This window comes from Streptomyces sp. NPDC030296 (assembly GCF_055572815.1).
Genome location: NZ_JBVICQ010000012.1, coordinates 32,065 through 48,064, shown reverse-complemented (window position 1 = coordinate 48,064; position 16,000 = coordinate 32,065). Strand labels below are relative to the sequence as shown.

14 protein-coding genes are annotated in these 16,000 nt (G+C 71.3%); 10 read left to right on the top strand and 4 right to left on the bottom strand.

Features of this window, described 5'->3' with window-relative positions; translation table 11 throughout:
* Window positions 1-13 precede the first annotated feature (13 nt).
* Window positions 14-469 (bottom strand): lamin tail domain-containing protein, encoded by a 456-nt coding sequence (locus ACZ4Z3_RS30655; RefSeq protein ID WP_468504078.1) that lies wholly within the window; start codon window positions 467-469, stop codon window positions 14-16.
* 219 nt (window positions 470-688) lie between these two features.
* On the opposite strand from ACZ4Z3_RS30655, the gene dxr reads away from it, so the two are divergent.
* The 6 genes from dxr (at window position 689) to ACZ4Z3_RS30625 (ending at window position 8,106) form a co-directional block, all read left to right on the top strand.
* Window positions 689-1,963, top strand: coding sequence for a 1-deoxy-D-xylulose-5-phosphate reductoisomerase (dxr, locus tag ACZ4Z3_RS30650; protein WP_468504077.1), 1,275 nt, complete (start codon window positions 689-691; stop codon window positions 1,961-1,963).
* Window positions 1,960-3,264 carry a M50 family metallopeptidase gene (locus ACZ4Z3_RS30645; RefSeq protein WP_468504076.1) on the top strand — a complete coding sequence of 435 codons (1,305 nt, stop codon included), beginning with the start codon at window positions 1,960-1,962 and terminating at the stop codon, window positions 3,262-3,264. The genes dxr and ACZ4Z3_RS30645 overlap by 4 nt, the downstream gene beginning before the upstream one ends.
* A gap of 192 nt (window positions 3,265-3,456) precedes the next feature.
* A complete protein-coding gene (gene ispG, locus ACZ4Z3_RS30640) occupies window positions 3,457-4,614 on the top strand; it encodes a flavodoxin-dependent (E)-4-hydroxy-3-methylbut-2-enyl-diphosphate synthase (protein WP_468504075.1) in 1,158 nt (385 codons plus the stop codon).
* A 196-nt stretch (window positions 4,615-4,810) separates the two neighbouring features.
* Window positions 4,811-5,665, top strand: a complete 855-nt coding sequence (locus ACZ4Z3_RS30635; protein ID WP_055522833.1) for a GNAT family N-acetyltransferase — start codon at window positions 4,811-4,813, stop codon at window positions 5,663-5,665.
* 102 nt (window positions 5,666-5,767) lie between these two features.
* Window positions 5,768-6,298, top strand: coding sequence for a GNAT family N-acetyltransferase (locus ACZ4Z3_RS30630; RefSeq protein WP_359690618.1), 531 nt, complete (start codon window positions 5,768-5,770; stop codon window positions 6,296-6,298).
* A 101-nt stretch (window positions 6,299-6,399) separates the two neighbouring features.
* A complete protein-coding gene (locus tag ACZ4Z3_RS30625) occupies window positions 6,400-8,106 on the top strand; it encodes a proline--tRNA ligase (protein ID WP_468504074.1) in 1,707 nt (568 codons plus the stop codon).
* Between the two features lie 220 nt (window positions 8,107-8,326).
* Here ACZ4Z3_RS30625 and ACZ4Z3_RS30620 read toward each other — a convergent pair whose 3' ends face one another.
* The 3 genes from ACZ4Z3_RS30620 to ACZ4Z3_RS30610 are packed head-to-tail and all read right to left on the bottom strand — an operon-like array spanning window position 8,327 to window position 10,303.
* Window positions 8,327-9,256 carry an aminoglycoside phosphotransferase family protein gene (locus ACZ4Z3_RS30620; protein ID WP_468504073.1) on the bottom strand — a complete coding sequence of 310 codons (930 nt, stop codon included), beginning with the start codon at window positions 9,254-9,256 and terminating at the stop codon, window positions 8,327-8,329.
* Between the two features lie 28 nt (window positions 9,257-9,284).
* Window positions 9,285-9,740: a ferritin-like domain-containing protein gene (locus ACZ4Z3_RS30615; RefSeq protein WP_468504072.1), complete on the bottom strand. Its 456-nt coding sequence runs from the start codon at window positions 9,738-9,740 to the stop codon at window positions 9,285-9,287.
* Window positions 9,737-10,303 (bottom strand): hypothetical protein, encoded by a 567-nt coding sequence (locus ACZ4Z3_RS30610; protein ID WP_468504071.1) that lies wholly within the window; start codon window positions 10,301-10,303, stop codon window positions 9,737-9,739. The genes ACZ4Z3_RS30615 and ACZ4Z3_RS30610 overlap by 4 nt, the downstream gene beginning before the upstream one ends.
* 233 nt (window positions 10,304-10,536) lie before the next feature.
* Here ACZ4Z3_RS30610 and rimP point away from each other — a divergent pair, with 233 nt between their 5' ends.
* The 4 genes from rimP (at window position 10,537) to infB (ending at window position 15,661) form a co-directional block, all read left to right on the top strand.
* On the top strand, window positions 10,537-11,046 hold the full coding sequence (gene rimP, locus ACZ4Z3_RS30605) for a ribosome maturation factor RimP (protein ID WP_468504070.1): 510 nt from the start codon (window positions 10,537-10,539) through the stop codon (window positions 11,044-11,046).
* A gap of 2 nt (window positions 11,047-11,048) precedes the next feature.
* The gene (nusA, locus tag ACZ4Z3_RS30600; RefSeq protein ID WP_055523732.1) at window positions 11,049-12,035 is read left to right on the top strand and encodes a transcription termination factor NusA; all 987 of its coding nucleotides are present in this window, start codon (window positions 11,049-11,051) and stop codon (window positions 12,033-12,035) included.
* A 137-nt stretch (window positions 12,036-12,172) separates the two neighbouring features.
* The gene (locus tag ACZ4Z3_RS30595; protein WP_079050026.1) at window positions 12,173-12,451 is read left to right on the top strand and encodes a YlxR family protein; all 279 of its coding nucleotides are present in this window, start codon (window positions 12,173-12,175) and stop codon (window positions 12,449-12,451) included.
* A 147-nt stretch (window positions 12,452-12,598) separates the two neighbouring features.
* Window positions 12,599-15,661 (top strand): translation initiation factor IF-2, encoded by a 3,063-nt coding sequence (infB, locus tag ACZ4Z3_RS30590; protein WP_468504069.1) that lies wholly within the window; start codon window positions 12,599-12,601, stop codon window positions 15,659-15,661.
* Window positions 15,662-16,000: the final 339 nt, after the last annotated feature.

Sequence of the window (16,000 nt, the reverse complement as noted above, 5' to 3'; positions counted from 1 at the left end):
GGTTAGACGTTGCTCAGCAGTACTTGTAGCCCTTGCCGAGGGTGGACCACGAACAAGTGTCGGACTTCGTCCCGTCCGGCTTGTGGAGCGTGGCCGTGTCAGCGGAGTTGTTCCACACGTACCAGGAACGCCCCCAGTACTTGTCGTAGGCCGTGTTGGTGCCCTTGCCGGTGTGCACCTTCTTGGACTTGCCCGCGCTGACCTTCACATCACCGAACGTGTACGTGTAGCCGGTCCTGTCCTTGATCTTCCAGCCCTTCAGGGCCACCGTGGTGGACTTGGTGTTCTTGATGATGATCCACTCGGCGTTCAGGCTCGCGTTGGAACCGTGGTCCGACCCCGGGCTGTCGTAGTAGACCTCGTAGATGATTACGCCCCCCGCCGCCTCCGCCGGGCTGCTCAGCACCGTGCCGGTCAGAGCCACCGCTCCGGCGAGCGCGGGCAGGACGGCGCGTATGCGCTTGCGCATGGATTTCCCCCCAGGGACCTCGTTCACGATCGCCGTCATCCAGGGGTGCGGCGATCGGCTGATACGACTTTCGGATCAGCAGGGAAGTAGTCATATCACCTCGCCTTCACATCTGCTTCACAAACGGAGAAAGCGCATCGTCGACGGCACACCACCCGAAGTGGGTCAACAGGGGGCCGCGCGGTCCTGCCGGACACCGGATGCGGCAACAATGGGGGGATGAGTGACAGTCCCGCCCCTCTCGCCGATCCCCATCTCGTCTTCGACCCCGTCGACGGGGTCCGGGACGTCGTGATCCTCGGATCGACCGGCTCGATCGGCACCCAGGCCATCGACCTCGTCCTGCGCAACCCGGACCGCTTCCGGGTCACCGGGCTCTCCGCCGCCGGAGGGAGGGTGGAACTGCTGGCCGAGCAGGCGCACCGACTGCGGGTGCGGACCGTCGCCGTCGCCCGCGAGGACACCGTCCCCGCGCTGCGCGAGGCCCTGACCGCCGCGTACGGCACCGGCGAGCCGCTCCCCGAGATCCTCGCGGGCCCCGGCGCCGCCGCCGAGCTCGCCGCCTCGGACTGTCACACGGTGCTCAACGGCATCACCGGCTCCATCGGCCTCGCGCCCACCCTCGCCGCCCTGGAGGCGGGCCGCACCCTCGCGCTCGCCAACAAGGAGTCGCTCATCGTCGGCGGCCCGCTGGTGAAGGCCGTGGCCAAGCCCGGCCAGATCATCCCCGTCGACTCCGAGCACGCCGCCCTCTTCCAGGCCCTCGCCTGCGGCACCCGCGCCGATGTGCGCAAGCTGGTCGTCACCGCCTCCGGCGGCCCGTTCCGCGGCCGCACCAAGGCGGAACTCGCGGACGTCACCCCCGCCGACGCCCTCGCGCACCCCACCTGGGCCATGGGCCCCGTCATCACGGTCAACTCCGCGACGCTCGTCAACAAGGGCCTGGAAGTCATCGAGGCGCACCTCCTCTACGACATTCCCTTCGATCGCATTGAGGTCGTCGTCCACCCCCAGTCGTATGTCCACTCGATGGTTGAGTTCACGGACGGATCGACAATGGCGCAGGCCACGCCCCCGGACATGCGCGGCCCCATCGCCATCGGCCTCGGCTGGCCGCAGCGCGTCCCCGACGCCGCGCCCGCTTTCGACTGGACCAGGGCGTCCACCTGGGAGTTCTTCCCCCTCGACGACGACGCGTTCCCCTCGGTCGGCCTCGCCCGGCACGTGGGCCGGCTCGCGGGCACGGCCCCGGCGGTGTTCAATGCGGCGAACGAGGAGTGCGTGGACGCGTTCCTGCACGGCGGTCTCCGGTTCGACGCGATCATGGAGACCGTGACCCGGGTCGTCGAGGAGCACGGCACCCCCGCCACGGGAACTTCCCTGACCGTGGCGGACGTCCTCGAAGCGGAGACCTGGGCGCGCGCCCGCGCCCGTGAACTGACCGGTTCCCCAGGCAAACCCACCGAGCGGACGACCGCGGAGGCCCGTGCATGACGACCCTGATGTTCATCCTCGGCATAGTGGTCTTCGTGATCGGCCTGGCCTTCTCGATCGCCTGGCACGAGCTGGGCCACTTCTCGACGGCCAAGATGTTCGGCATCCGCGTGCCCCAGTTCATGGTGGGCTTCGGCCCGACCCTCTGGTCCCGCAGGAAGGGCGAGACGGAGTACGGCGTCAAGGCGATCCCGCTCGGCGGCTACATCCGCATGATCGGCATGATCCCGCCCGGCGCCGACGGCCGCGTCGAGAGCCGCTCCACCTCCCCCTGGCGCGGGATGATCGAGGACGCCCGCGAGGCGTCCTTCGAGGAGCTCCAGCCCGGCGACGAGCAGCGCCTCTTCTACACGCGCAAACCGTGGAAGCGCGTCATCGTGATGTTCGCCGGGCCCTTCATGAACCTGGTCCTCGCCGTCGTGATCTTCGTCGGCGTGATGATGACCTTCGGCGCCAAGACCCAGACGACCACGGTCAGCAAGGTCTCCGACTGCGTCATCTCCGCCAGCGAGAACCGCACCAAGTGCAAGGACGGCGACAAGGAGGCCCCCGCCAAGGCCGCCGGCCTCCAGCCCGGTGACAAGATCGTCGCGTTCGACGGCGCCCCCGTCACCGACTGGTCGGCCCTCCAGGCGGACATCCGCGACAACCCTGGCAAGAAGGTCGTCCTCACCGTCGAGCGCGACGGCAAGCAGGTCGACATCACCCCCACCCTCATCAAGAACGACGTCGCCCAGACCGACGGCCAGGGCGGCTACGTCGAGGACAAGTTCGTCTCCGCCGGCTGGCTCGGCTTCACCCCGGCCGTCGACATCGTCCCGCTCTCCTTCGGGCAGTCCGTGGACCGCATGGGCGACATGATGGAGAACGGCGTCGAGTCCCTGATCTCCCTGCCCGCCAAGATCCCCGCACTGTGGGACGCCACCTTCGGCGACGGCGAGCGCGCGGCGGACTCGCCCATGGGCGTGGTCGGCGCCGCCCGCGTCGGCGGCGAGATCTTCACCATGGACATCCCCGCCACCCAGCAGCTCGCCAGCTTCCTCATCCTGCTGGCCGGCTTCAACCTCTCCCTCTTCCTGTTCAACATGCTCCCGCTCCTCCCGCTCGACGGCGGGCACATCGCGGGCGCCCTGTGGGAGTCGGTGCGCCGGAACACGGCCAAGGTGCTCCGCCGGCCCGACCCCGGCCCCTTCGACGTGGCGAAGCTGATGCCCGTCGCGTACGTCGTGGCCGGCGTCTTCATCTGCTTCACGCTGCTGGTCCTCATCGCGGACCTCGTGAACCCGGTGCGCATCTCGTAGACACCCCGCGTTCACGGCGGCCGGGCACCCTGGGGTGCCCGGCCGCTTCGCTGTCCCGCCCCCCGCCTTCCCTTACGGGTGGGTTTACGGCCCGTGATGTGCTGGGGCCCAGGGCCGTGCCGTAATCTCGAAGCCCGGAGCCCGCCCGTTCCGGGACCCGATCCTGATCCACAACTTGGGGTTGCACAGCAGATGACTGCGATTTCTCTCGGCATGCCGTCCGTTCCGACCAAGCTCGCCGAGCGCCGCAAGAGCCGGCAGATCCAGGTCGGGTCCGTGGCGGTCGGCGGGGACGCACCGGTGTCGGTCCAGTCCATGACGACCACGCGTACGTCCGACATCGGCGCCACGCTCCAGCAGATCGCCGAGCTGACGGCCTCCGGCTGCCAGATCGTCCGGGTCGCCTGCCCGACGCAGGACGACGCCGACGCCCTGCCCGTCATCGCGAAGAAGTCGCAGATCCCGGTCATCGCCGACATCCACTTCCAGCCGAAGTACGTGTTCGCCGCGATCGAGGCCGGCTGCGCCGCCGTCCGCGTCAACCCCGGCAACATCAAGCAGTTCGACGACAAGGTCAAGGAGATCGCCCAGGCGGCGAACGACCACGGCACCCCGATCCGCATCGGTGTCAACGCCGGCTCCCTCGACCGCCGCCTGCTGAAGAAGTACGGCAAGGCCACCCCCGAGGCCCTGGTCGAGTCGGCCCTGTGGGAGGCCTCCCTCTTCGAGGAGCACGGCTTCCGGGACATCAAGATCTCGGTCAAGCACAACGACCCGGTCGTCATGGTCAACGCCTACCGTCAGCTCGCCGCGCAGTGCGACTACCCCCTCCACCTCGGTGTCACCGAGGCGGGCCCCGCCTTCCAGGGCACGATCAAGTCCGCCGTGGCCTTCGGCGCGCTCCTCTCCGAGGGCATCGGCGACACCATCCGCGTCTCCCTCTCCGCGCCCCCCGTGGAGGAGGTCAAGGTCGGCAACCAGATCCTGGAGTCCCTCAACCTCAAGCAGCGCGGTCTGGAGATCGTCTCCTGTCCCTCCTGCGGCCGCGCCCAGGTCGACGTCTACAAGCTCGCCGAAGAGGTCACCGCCGGCCTCACCGGCATGGAGGTCCCCCTCCGCGTCGCCGTCATGGGCTGCGTCGTCAACGGCCCCGGCGAGGCCCGCGAGGCCGACCTCGGCGTCGCCTCCGGCAACGGCAAGGGGCAGATCTTCGTCAAGGGCGAGGTCATCAAGACCGTCCCCGAGTCCAAGATCGTCGAGACCCTCATCGAAGAGGCCATGAAGATCGCCGAGGAGATGGAGAAGGCCGGCGTCACCTCGGGCGAGCCGACGGTGGCGGTAGCGGGCTGACCTTCGAGGGCCGCAGGCCCCTCGAGGGGCGCGGGGAACTGCGCGACCAGCCACGACCGACCCGCACCCGCAAGAGCACCGGTACCCCCGGAGGCCACTGGGCGCCCGGCCCCTGGCGCAGCCACAGGGCACCCGGCCACAGCCCCGCAGGGTATCGTGCGGAAATCAGCGCAGACCAAGGGTGAGGCCCCCGCACGTGTTGACCCAGACCACCACCCGGGTCCTCGAACCGAGTGACCTGGACGCCGCACTCGCCGTCCTCGACCGCGAGCCCGTCGCGAACGCCTTCGTGACGTCCCGCGTCCAGGTCGCCGGCCTGGACCCCTGGCGGCTCGGCGGCGAGATGTGGGGCTGGTACGAGGACGGCGCCCTCACCTCCCTCTGCTACGCCGGCGCCAACCTCGTCCCCATCTGCGCCACCCCGCGCGCCGTCCGCGCCTTCGCCGACCGCGCCCGCCGGGCCGGCCGCCGCTGCTCCTCGCTCGTCGGCCCCGCCGAACCCACCGCCCAGCTCTGGCGCCTGCTGGAGCCCAGTTGGGGCCCCGCCCGCGAGGTCCGCGCGCACCAGCCGCTGATGGTCACCGACCGGCTGCCCGACCCCGCCGAGGTCGCCCCCGACCCGTACGTCCGCCGGATCCGCAAGGACGAGATGGAAACGATCATGCCGGCGTGCGTGGCGATGTTCACCGAGGAGGTCGGCGTCTCCCCGATGGCCGGGGACGGCGGCCTCCTCTACCAGGCCCGCGTCGCCGAACTCGTCGGCTCCGGCCGCTCCTTCGCCCGCCTCGACGCCGACGGCCGCGTGGTCTTCAAGGCCGAGATCGGCGCCGCCACCCCCCAGGCCTGCCAGATCCAGGGCGTCTGGGTGGCCCCCGAGTACCGCGGCCGGGGCCTGGCGGGGCCCGGTATGGCGGCGGTCCTGCGCTACGCCCTCGCCGACGTGGCCCCTCTGGTCAGCCTCTACGTCAACGACTTCAACACGGCCGCGCGGCGCACCTACCGCAGGGTGGGCTTCCAGGAGGTCGGGGAGTTCATGAGCGTCCTCTTCTGACGAAGACCGACGCACCCCCGTCCCGGACCCGGGAACCGCAGGGTCGGCCACATCCGACCGGCACCCCGCGCACCAGCCGAACCCCCCTGTAGCATCCGCAACATGAGCCTCGTCATCGGCCCCCTGGACCTCCCCGCCCACGTAGACGAGGCCCTGGCCGTGCAAGCCGTGGCGTTCGGTCTCGGCCCCGACGAGGTGGCCGTACGCCGCCAGATCGTCCTGCGCCACATGACCTATCCCGGAGCGAGGGCACTCGGCGCCACGGCCGGCGGCCGTCTCGTCGGATTCGTCTACGGCATGCCCAACGACCGCACCCACTGGTGGTCCACCGTCGTGGAGCCCTATCTCCGCGCCCGGGGCCACGAGGACTGGCTGGACGACTCCTTCGTGATCACCGAGCTGCACGTCCACCCCGCCTACCAGAACCGTGGGGTCGGCCGCTCACTGATCACCACCATCACCGACAGCGCGACCGAGCCCCGCTCGATCCTCTCCGCGATCGACATCGAGAGCCCCGCCCGGGGCCTGTACCGCTCCCTCGGCTACGAGGACCTCGCCCGCCAGGTCCTCTTTCCCAGCGCCCCGAGGCCCTACGCCGTCATGGGCGCCCCCCTGCCCCTGCGCCGCAGGTAGCCGCCCTCCCGCCCCCGCCCGCCACCGCCGGATTTCCACGGTCCCCCGCCCCCCGGCTAACCTCCTGCCATCAACCGATCCGCAGCAGGAGTACGAGAACCATGGCGAACGCACCGGTCCAGCGCATGTCCCAGTTGATGGCGAAGACGCTGCGCGACGACCCGGCGGACGCCGAGGTACTCAGCCACAAGTTGCTGGTCCGCGCCGGCTACGTCCGCCGCACGGCCGCCGGCGTGTGGACCTGGCTGCCCCTCGGCAAGCGGGTCCTCGCCAACGTGGAGCGGATCGTCCGCGAGGAGATGGACGCGATCGGCGCCCAGGAGGTGCTGCTCCCCGCCCTGCTGCCGAAGGAGCCCTACGAGGCGACCGGCCGCTGGGACGAGTACGGCCCGGAGCTGTTCCGTCTCCAGGACCGCAAGGGCGGCGACTACCTCCTCGGTCCCACCCACGAGGAGATCTTCACGCTGATCGTGAAGGACCAGGCGTCCTCCTACAAGGACCTGCCGGTGATCCTCTACCAGATCCAGACGAAGTTCCGCGACGAGGCCCGCCCCCGCGCCGGCATCCTGCGCGGCCGTGAGTTCCTGATGAAGGACTCGTACTCCTTCGACCTGGAGGACGAGGGCCTCGCCCAGTCGTACGCCCTGCACCGCCAGGCGTACCAGAAGGTGTTCGAGCGCCTGGGTCTCGACTACCGCATCTGCGCCGCCACCGCGGGCGCGATGGGCGGCTCCAAGTCGGAGGAGTTCCTGGCCCCGGCCGGTGCCGGCGAGGACACCTTCGCGGACTGCCCCAACTGCGACTTCGCGGCCAACACCGAGGCGATCACCTACGAGTTGAAGCCGGTGGACGCGGGCGACGTGCCCGCCCTCGAAGAGATCCCCACCCCTGACACCCCCACCATCGAGACCCTCGCCGCCCACCTCGGCGTCCCGGCCTCCGCCACCCTGAAGAACCTCCTCGTGAAGGTCGACGGCGAGATCGTCGCCATCGGTGTCCCCGGTGACCGCGAGGTCGACATGGGCAAGGTCGAGGCGCACTTCGCCCCGGCGGTCGTCGAGATGGTCACCGAGGACGACTTCGTCGCCCACCCCGAGCTGGTGCGCGGCTACGTCGGCCCGCAGGGCCTCGGCGAGAAGGTCACCTACGTCGCCGACCCGCGGGTGGCCCCCGGCACCTCCTGGATCACCGGCGCCAACAAGGACGGCACGCACGCCAAGAACGTCGTCGCGGGCCGTGACTTCGAGGTCGGCGCGTACGTCGACGTCGTGGTCGTCCAGGAGGGCGACCCGTGCCCGAAGTGCGGCACCGGCCTGCGGCTGGACCGCGCCATCGAGATCGGCCACATCTTCCAGCTCGGCCGCAAGTACGCCGACGCGCTCAAGCTCGACGTCCTCGGCCAGAACGGCAAGCCGGTCCGCGTCACCATGGGCTCGTACGGCATCGGCGTCTCCCGCGCGGTGGCGGCACTCGCCGAGCAGACCGCCGACGACAAGGGCCTGTGCTGGCCCGCCGAGGTCGCCCCGGCGGACGTGCACGTGGTCGCCGCCGGCAAGGCCCTCCAGACCGAACTCGCCCTGGAGGTCTCGGAGAAGCTGCGGGCCGCCGGCCTGCGCGTCCTCGTCGACGACCGCGCCGGGGTCTCCCCGGGCGTGAAGTTCACCGACTCCGAGCTGATCGGTGTGCCGCAGATCCTGGTCGCGGGCCGCCGCTCGGCCGAGGGCGTCCTGGAGCTGAAGGACCGCCGCACCGGCGAGCGCGAGGAACTGACCGTCGACGAGGCGATCACCCGGCTGACGACCGCCTGACCCGGCACCGGCGGTCGAGCCGTCGGGGACCGCCCGAGCCGGGTTCCGTACGGGCGAACGGGTGCGTGGGGGCTGGTCGCGCAGTTCCCCCGCACCCGGAACGGCCCAGCGGGCCGACGAGAAGCGCGGGGCGCACCCCCCGCTTCTCAGGGGCGCGGGGAACTGCGCGACCAGCCCCCACCGACCCGCGGCCGTCGACGAACCCCAACTCCTCCGAGGGTCAGAGCCAGCCGGCGAACTCCAGCAACAGTTCGGCGTCACGCGGGCGGCCCACCCGCCGGGCCCGAACCCCCGACTCCACGGCCCGGAACAGCGTCCACCCCCGCAGCCGCTCCTGGTCCACGTCCAGCGAGTCGGCCAGCTTCCTCACCCGTCGTCGTGTCGTCGCCGCCCCCGACGGGGAGGCGATCAGATCCTCCACCCGGTCCCGCACCAGTCGCGCCAGATCGAACGCGCACTCCCCGACCACAGGATCGGGTCCCACCGCCAGCCACGGCAACCGATCCCCGGCCAGCACCTTGCTCTGCCGGAACGTCCCGTGCAGCAACCGCTCCTCGGGAGCGGAGGCGAGCAGCTCCTCCCGCGCGGCGAGAGCCGCCTCGACCAAGCCCCGGACCTCACCGTCGGCCTCGGCGGCAGCCCGCATCGCCTCGGCCTGACGCCCCGTCCGCTCGGCCACGGTCTCGAACACATGCGCCTCGGGCGGCTCCACCCACAGCCGCCGCAGCGTGGCCGCCGCTTCCAGCAGCGCCTTCGCCTCGGGCAGCGACCGCACGGACAGGTCCGGCCGCAGCCGCTCCAGGAGCAGCACACCCTGACTGTCCCCGGGGTTCAGCAACTCCACCGCGCCCCGCCCGTCCCAGTGGGCGAGCGCCGCCCGTTCGCTCTCCGGCCGCGCCCGCTCGGGCGCCAGCTTCAGCACGGCCGGGGTGCCGTCGATCTGCCGCACGAGCACCACCAGACTGCTGCGCCCGCCGGGCGCCTGCACCCGCTCGACGGTCAACTCGCGTAGATCAAGGGCCTGTTGAAGGAGGTCGGGCAACCGCGACAGCCACTCCTGGGCGCCGTCGCCCCCGCTCTGCCGGGTCTCGGCGAGCGCCCGCACAAGCCGCTGCGGCGGTTCGAAAGCCTCGAAAGCCCTGCGCGTCATGTGCGACTCGTCCCCTTCCAGGCCGTGATCAGCTGCGCGGTGCCGCCGAGGCGGTGGCACCGGCCGCCCGCTCGGCGAGACCAGGGAAGGCTACGCTTCCCCCGCGCCACCTGACCGCCCGCACCGCCGCTTCCCGCAGCGCCTCGGCCGCCGAGGCCCGCCGCTCGCCGGTCGCCGCCCGCACCAGGTCGGAGTACACCCCGGCCACCCGCTCCTCCAGCTCCACGGCCAGCCGTACGGCGGAATCCGCGTCCGTCACCGCGAAGGGCAGCGCGTAGGCGGCCGCCGAGGCCTCGGGCCGGCCGTCGAGGTCCCGCACCGCCCGCGTCAGCAGATCCCGCCGGGCCCGATGGGCGTCGTACGCCTCCCGTGCCTCGCTCCGCCGCGCGTCACCGATCTTCCCGCCGACGATCCCGTACCCGTACACGGCGGCGTGCTCGGCCCCGAGCGCCGCCTGCATCGCCTTCAGCTCCGCGCCGCTCACTTCGCGCCCTCCGTCAACATGTACGCGTGCCCGGCCCCCGCCGCGGCCACCGACGCCATCAGCCGGGCCAGCTCGCCCGGCACCTCCAGCAACGCCTTGCCCCGCCGGTCGGCGAGCTTCCGCTCGGCCGCGGCCAGCCCGGCGAGCGCCGCCTTCGGCTCGGCCGGCACGGGGTCGGGCCCACCGGACGGGCCGGCCGAGGACGAGGCCGCCGCGGACGCGGACGGCGACTGCGACGGCGAGGGGGACGTGGAGGGCTTCGTCGCGCGCTTCCCGCCCCCGAACGCCTCCGCGTGGCGTACTGCCTCCGCCCGCAACGGCGTCAGCAGCCCGGTCAGATCGGGATGGGCGGCGAGTACGGCGTCGTACCGCTCCACGAGTGCCTCACTGTCCCGCGCCGCTCCGGCCCGCGCCTTCTCGGCCGCCGAAGGACTCCTCCCGGCGGAATCCGACCCCTCACCCCCGGACGAGCACCCCACGAGGAGGCCCAGACCCGCGGCCCCGGCGAGCAAAGTCCTTCTGCGCGGCCCCGACGGGGCACGCGACGGCAGGCTGAACGACACAGCAGACGTCCTAGGGGGGTCGTACGAACAAAAGAGCGGTGTGATCACGTTACCCGGCCGCGCCCCGCGCGGGGCGCGGGGAACCGCGCGACCGGCCGCGGACAACCCGCTCGCGCCAACGGACCACGTCCCCCGAGCGTGCGGGCGGACGGCAACACCCCAGCGGAGCGGCTACCCTTTGACCTGACACGCGCCCTACCCACAACAGCACACGCGGCCGAGGAGTCACCCGGATGAGCACCACCCAGAGCGAGAGGCTGCGAGAGCTGCTGGAACCCCTCGTACGCTCCCAGGGTCTGGACCTCGAAGAGATCGCCGTGGACGCGGTCGGCCGCAAGCGGGTGCTGCGCGTGACCGTCGACTCCCACGAGGGCGCCGATCTGGACACGGTCGCCGACGTCAGCCGCGCGCTCTCGGCCAAGCTGGACGAGACGGACGCGATGGGCCAGGCGGAGTACACCCTGGAAGTCGGCACGCCGGGCGCCGAGCGCGCCCTCACCGAACACCGCCACTACCGGCGGGCCGTGGACCGACTGGTGAAGTTCCAACTCCGCGAGGGCGGGGAACTGATCGCCAGAATCCTGACCGTGGACGACGACGGCCTCGACCTCGAGGTGCCCGGAGTGAAGGGCCGCAAGGCCACCACCCGCAGGCTCGCCTTCGACGAGATCGACAAGGCTCGCGTCCAGGTCGAGTTCAACCGCAAGGACAAGAACGACATGAAGGAAGAGGAGGAGGCGTAGCCGTGGACATCGACATGAGTGCCCTCAGGGGCCTGGTGCGGGAGAAGGAGATCTCCTTCGACCTGCTCGTCGAGGCGATCGAGGCGGCCCTCCTCATCGCCTACCACCGCACCGAGGGAAGCCGCCGCCACGCGCGCGTGGAGCTCAACCGGGAGACCGGCCATGTGACCGTGTGGGCGAAGGAGGACCCCGAGGACCTGGAGGAGGGGCAGGAGGCTCGTGCGTTCGACGACACCCCGTCGGACTTCGGGCGCATCGCCGCCACCACCGCCAAGCAGGTGATCCTGCAGCGTCTGCGGGACGCGGAGGACGACGCGACGCTCGGCGAGTACGCCGGCCGCGAGGGCGACATCGTCACCGGTGTGGTCCAGCAGGGCCGCGACCCGAAGAACGTGCTCGTCGACATCGGCAAGCTGGAGGCCATCCTGCCCGTGCAGGAACAGGTCCCCGGGGAGACGTACCCGCACGGCATGCGGCTCCGGTCGTACGTCGTTCGGGTGGCGAAGGGCGTACGCGGTCCGTCCGTCACCCTTTCGCGCACGCACCCCAATCTGGTGAAGAAGCTCTTCGCCCTGGAGGTGCCGGAGATCGCCGACGGCTCCGTCGAGATCGCCGCCATCGCACGTGAGGCCGGTCACCGGACGAAGATCGCCGTCAGGTCCACCCGTTCGGGCCTGAACGCCAAGGGCGCCTGCATCGGCCCCATGGGCGGCCGTGTGCGCAATGTCATGGGCGAGCTGAACGGCGAGAAGATCGACATCGTCGACTGGTCCGACGACCCGGCCGAGATGGTCGCCAACGCCCTCTCCCCGGCCCGGGTCTCCAAGGTCGAGGTGGTGGACCTCGCGGCCCGCTCCGCGCGGGTCACGGTCCCCGACTACCAGCTGTCGCTGGCGATCGGCAAGGAGGGCCAGAACGCCCGCCTCGCCGCCCGTCTCACCGGCTGGCGCATCGACATCCGTCCGGACACCGAGCAGCCGTCCGAATAGCCGAGGAAGGCCGGACGGCGCATGATCGGGAATAGATCCAAGCCGCAGGTCGCTCAGATCACGTCAGTTATGTGCGCGGCAACTGTTCGATTCTTGCCCCAAAGGGGTGAGGTCGGTGCGGGGAGGTAGACTTAGCAGTGTCTGGCCGGACGCGTGCCCGCGCATGCCCTGAACGCACCTGTGTGGGGTGCAGGCAACGAGCGGCCAAGACCGAGCTGCTGCGCGTCGTGGCGATCGAGGACGAATGCGTCCCCGATCATCGCGGTACGCTGCCCGGCCGGGGTGCGTACATCCACCCCGCCCTGGTCTGTCTCGACCTGGCGGTTCGCCGCCGGGCGTTCCCGAGGGCGCTCCGTGCCCCGGGACCGCTCGACAGCGCGGCGTTGCGCCTCACCGTCGAGCAGGCAACACAGTAAGACGCGTCGCATGGAACCTCCGTGCGGCCCTGGTACCCCGCGAGTTGGAAGTAGGTCGAGATTGCGATGAGCACTCGATGAGCACGCGATGAGTACGCCCATGAAGTAGCGACGGTCCGGCGTCAACCCGGACCTAAAAGGAGCGAAGTGGCTAAGGTCCGGGTATACGAACTCGCCAAGGAGTTCGGGGTTGAGAGCAAGGTCGTCATGGCCAAGCTCCAAGAGCTCGGTGAATTCGTCCGTTCGGCGTCCTCGACGATCGAGGCGCCTGTAGTACGCAAGCTGACTGACGCCCTCCAGCAGGGCAGCGGTGGCGGCAAGCCCGCCCCGCGCAAGGCCGCCCCGGCCCGTCCGGCGGCCCCCTCTCCGGCGCAGGCCGCCCGTCCGGCCGCCCCGCGTCCGGGTCCGGCGGCTCCGAAGCCGCCCGCCGCGGAGAGGCCCGCGGCGCCGGCCCCGGGTCCGCGCCCCGTGCCCGGCCCGAAGCCGCCGACGCCGAAGCCCGCTCCGGCCTCCCCGGCCCCGAGCGTGCCCGAGTTCCAGGCGCCCCCGTCGGCCCCGGCCGCCCCGTCCCCGCGTCCGGGCGCCCGTCCCGGCCCCGGTGCCCCGCGCCCCGGTGGCCAGCAGCGTCCGGGCGGCCCCGGCCAGGAGCGCCAGGCGCCCCGCCCCGGCGGTCAGCGTCCCGGCGGTGCCGGTGCGCCCAAGCCCGGCGGCGCCCGTCCGGCCGGTCCGCGTCCCGGTAACAACCCCTTCACCTCCGGTGGCTCCACCGGCATGGGCCGCCCGCAGGCGCCCCGTCCCGGCGGTGCGCCGCGTCCCGGTGGCCCCGGTGCCCCCGGCCCGCGTCCGCAGGCTCCCGGCCAGGCCCCCCGTCCGCAGGGTGCGGCCGGTGGCGGTCCGCGTCCCCAGGCTCCGGGCGGTCCCCGTCCGACGCCCGGTGGCATGCCCCGTCCGCAGGGCGGTCCCCGTCCCGGCGGCGGCCCCGGCGGCCCGCGTCCGAACCCCGGCATGATGCCGCAGCGTCCCGCTGCCGGCCCGCGTCCCGGTGGTGGCGGTCCCGGCGGTCGTGGCCCCGGTGGCGGCGGTCGTCCGGGTGGCGGCGGCGGTCGTCCGGGTGGCGGCGGCTTCGCCGGACGTCCCGGTGGCGGCGGTGGCGGTTTCGCCGGTCGTCCCGGTGCTCCCGGTGGTGGCGGCGGCTTCGCCGGCCGTCCCGGTGGTCCGGGTGCGGGCGGCGGCGGTCGTCCCGGCTTCGGTGGCCGTCCCGGTGGTCCGGGTGCCCGTGGTGGCACGCAGGGCGCCTTCGGCCGTCCCGGCGGTCCGGCGCGTCGTGGCCGCAAGTCGAAGCGGCAGAGGCGCCAGGAGTACGAGGCCATGCAGGCCCCGTCGGTCGGCGGCGTGATGCTGCCTCGCGGCAACGGCGAGTCCATTCGCCTGTCGCGCGGTGCGTCCCTCACCGACTTCGCGGAGAAGATCAACGCCAACCCGGCGTCGCTCGTCGCGGTCATGATGAACCTCGGCGAGATGGTCACCGCGACCCAGTCCGTCTCCGACGAGACGCTCCAGCTCCTCGCCGACGAGATGAACTACACGGTTCAGATCGTCAGCCCGGAGGAGGAGGACCGCGAGCTGCTCGAGTCCTTCGACCTGGAGTTCGGCGAGGACGAGGGCGACGAGGACGACCTGGTCGTCCGCCCGCCGGTCGTCACCGTCATGGGTCACGTCGACCACGGTAAGACCCGACTGCTCGACGCCATCCGCAAGACGAACGTCATCGCGGGCGAGGCCGGCGGCATCACCCAGCACATCGGTGCCTACCAGGTGGCGACCGAGGTCAACGACGAAGAGCGCAAGATCACCTTCATCGACACCCCGGGTCACGAGGCGTTCACCGCCATGCGTGCCCGTGGTGCCCGGTCGACGGACATCGCGATCCTGGTCGTCGCGGCCAACGACGGCGTCATGCCGCAGACGGTCGAGGCGCTCAACCACGCCAAGGCGGCCGACGTCCCGATCGTCGTCGCGGTCAACAAGATCGACGTCGAGGGCGCGGACCCGACCAAGGTGCGCGGTCAGCTGACCGAGTACGGCCTGGTGGCCGAGGAGTACGGCGGCGACACGATGTTCGTCGACATCTCCGCCAAGCAGGGTCTGCACATCGACTCGCTGCTGGAAGCGGTCATCCTGACCGCCGACGCCTCGCTCGACCTGCGGGCCAACCCGAAGCAGGACGCGCAGGGCATCTCCATCGAGTCCCGCCTCGACCGCGGCCGTGGTGCCGTGGCGACGGTCCTCGTCCAGCGAGGCACGCTGCGGGTCGGCGACACGATGGTGGTCGGCGACGCGTACGGCCGCGTCCGTGCCATGCACGACGACAACGGCAACAACGTGCTCGAGGCGGGCCCGTCGACGCCGGTGCAGGTCCTGGGTCTCACCAACGTCCCGGGTGCGGGCGACAACTTCATCGTCGTGGACGAGGACCGTACGGCCCGTCAGATCGCCGAGAAGCGCGCCGCCCGTGAGCGCAACGCCGCGTTCGCCAAGCGCACGCGCCGCGTCTCGCTCGAGGACCTGGACAAGGTGCTCAAGGCCGGCGAGGTCCAGCAGCTCAACCTCATCATCAAGGGTGACGCTTCTGGTTCCGTCGAGGCCCTGGAGTCCTCCCTGCTCCAGCTGGACGTCGGCGAAGAGGTCGACATCCGCGTCCTGCACCGCGGCGTCGGTGCGGTCACGGAGTCCGACATCGACCTGGCGATGGGCTCCGACGCCATCGTGATCGGCTTCAACGTGCGCGCCGCCGGGCGTGCGCAGCAGATGGCCGAGCGCGAGGGTGTGGACGTCCGCTACTACTCGGTCATCTACCAGGCGATCGAGGAGATCGAGGCGGCCCTCAAGGGCATGCTCAAGCCGGAGTACGAAGAGGTCGAGCTCGGTACGGCGGAGATCCGCGAGGTCTTCAAGTCGTCCAAGCTGGGCAACATCGCGGGTGTTCTCATCCGCTCCGGCGAGGTCAAGCGGAACACCAAGGCCCGCCTCATCCGCGACGGCAAGGTCGTCGCGGAGAACCTCAACATCGAGGGTCTGCGTCGCTTCAAGGACGACGTCACCGAGATCCGCGAGGGCTTCGAGGGTGGTATCAACCTCGGAAACTTCAACGACATCAAGGTGGACGACGTCATCGCGACGTACGAGATGCGGGAGAAGCCGCGGGCGTAAGGCCGAGGTTCATGCCGGCCGGGGGTGCGATGAGCACCGCCGGCCGGTGTGGCCGTTTTCCGGTTGTCGTGAGAGTGACGGTCGGATGGGGCTTGTCGCGCAGTTCCCCGCGCCCTGAAGGCTTGGGCCTGCGGCCCCGCCTTCAGCTGAAAAGCACGGGGCGTAGCCCCGGGCGCTTCTCAGGGGCGCGGGGAACTGCGCGAACAACCCCCACCCACCCGCACCCGCCAACGAACCCGCACCCCCCGACCCACTGGGCGCCCGATATCCCGTCGAGCCGCACCGCAGGTTCGGGGTACCGTTCAGATGTTCCTGCCCGGACACGGCGCAGGCCATCTA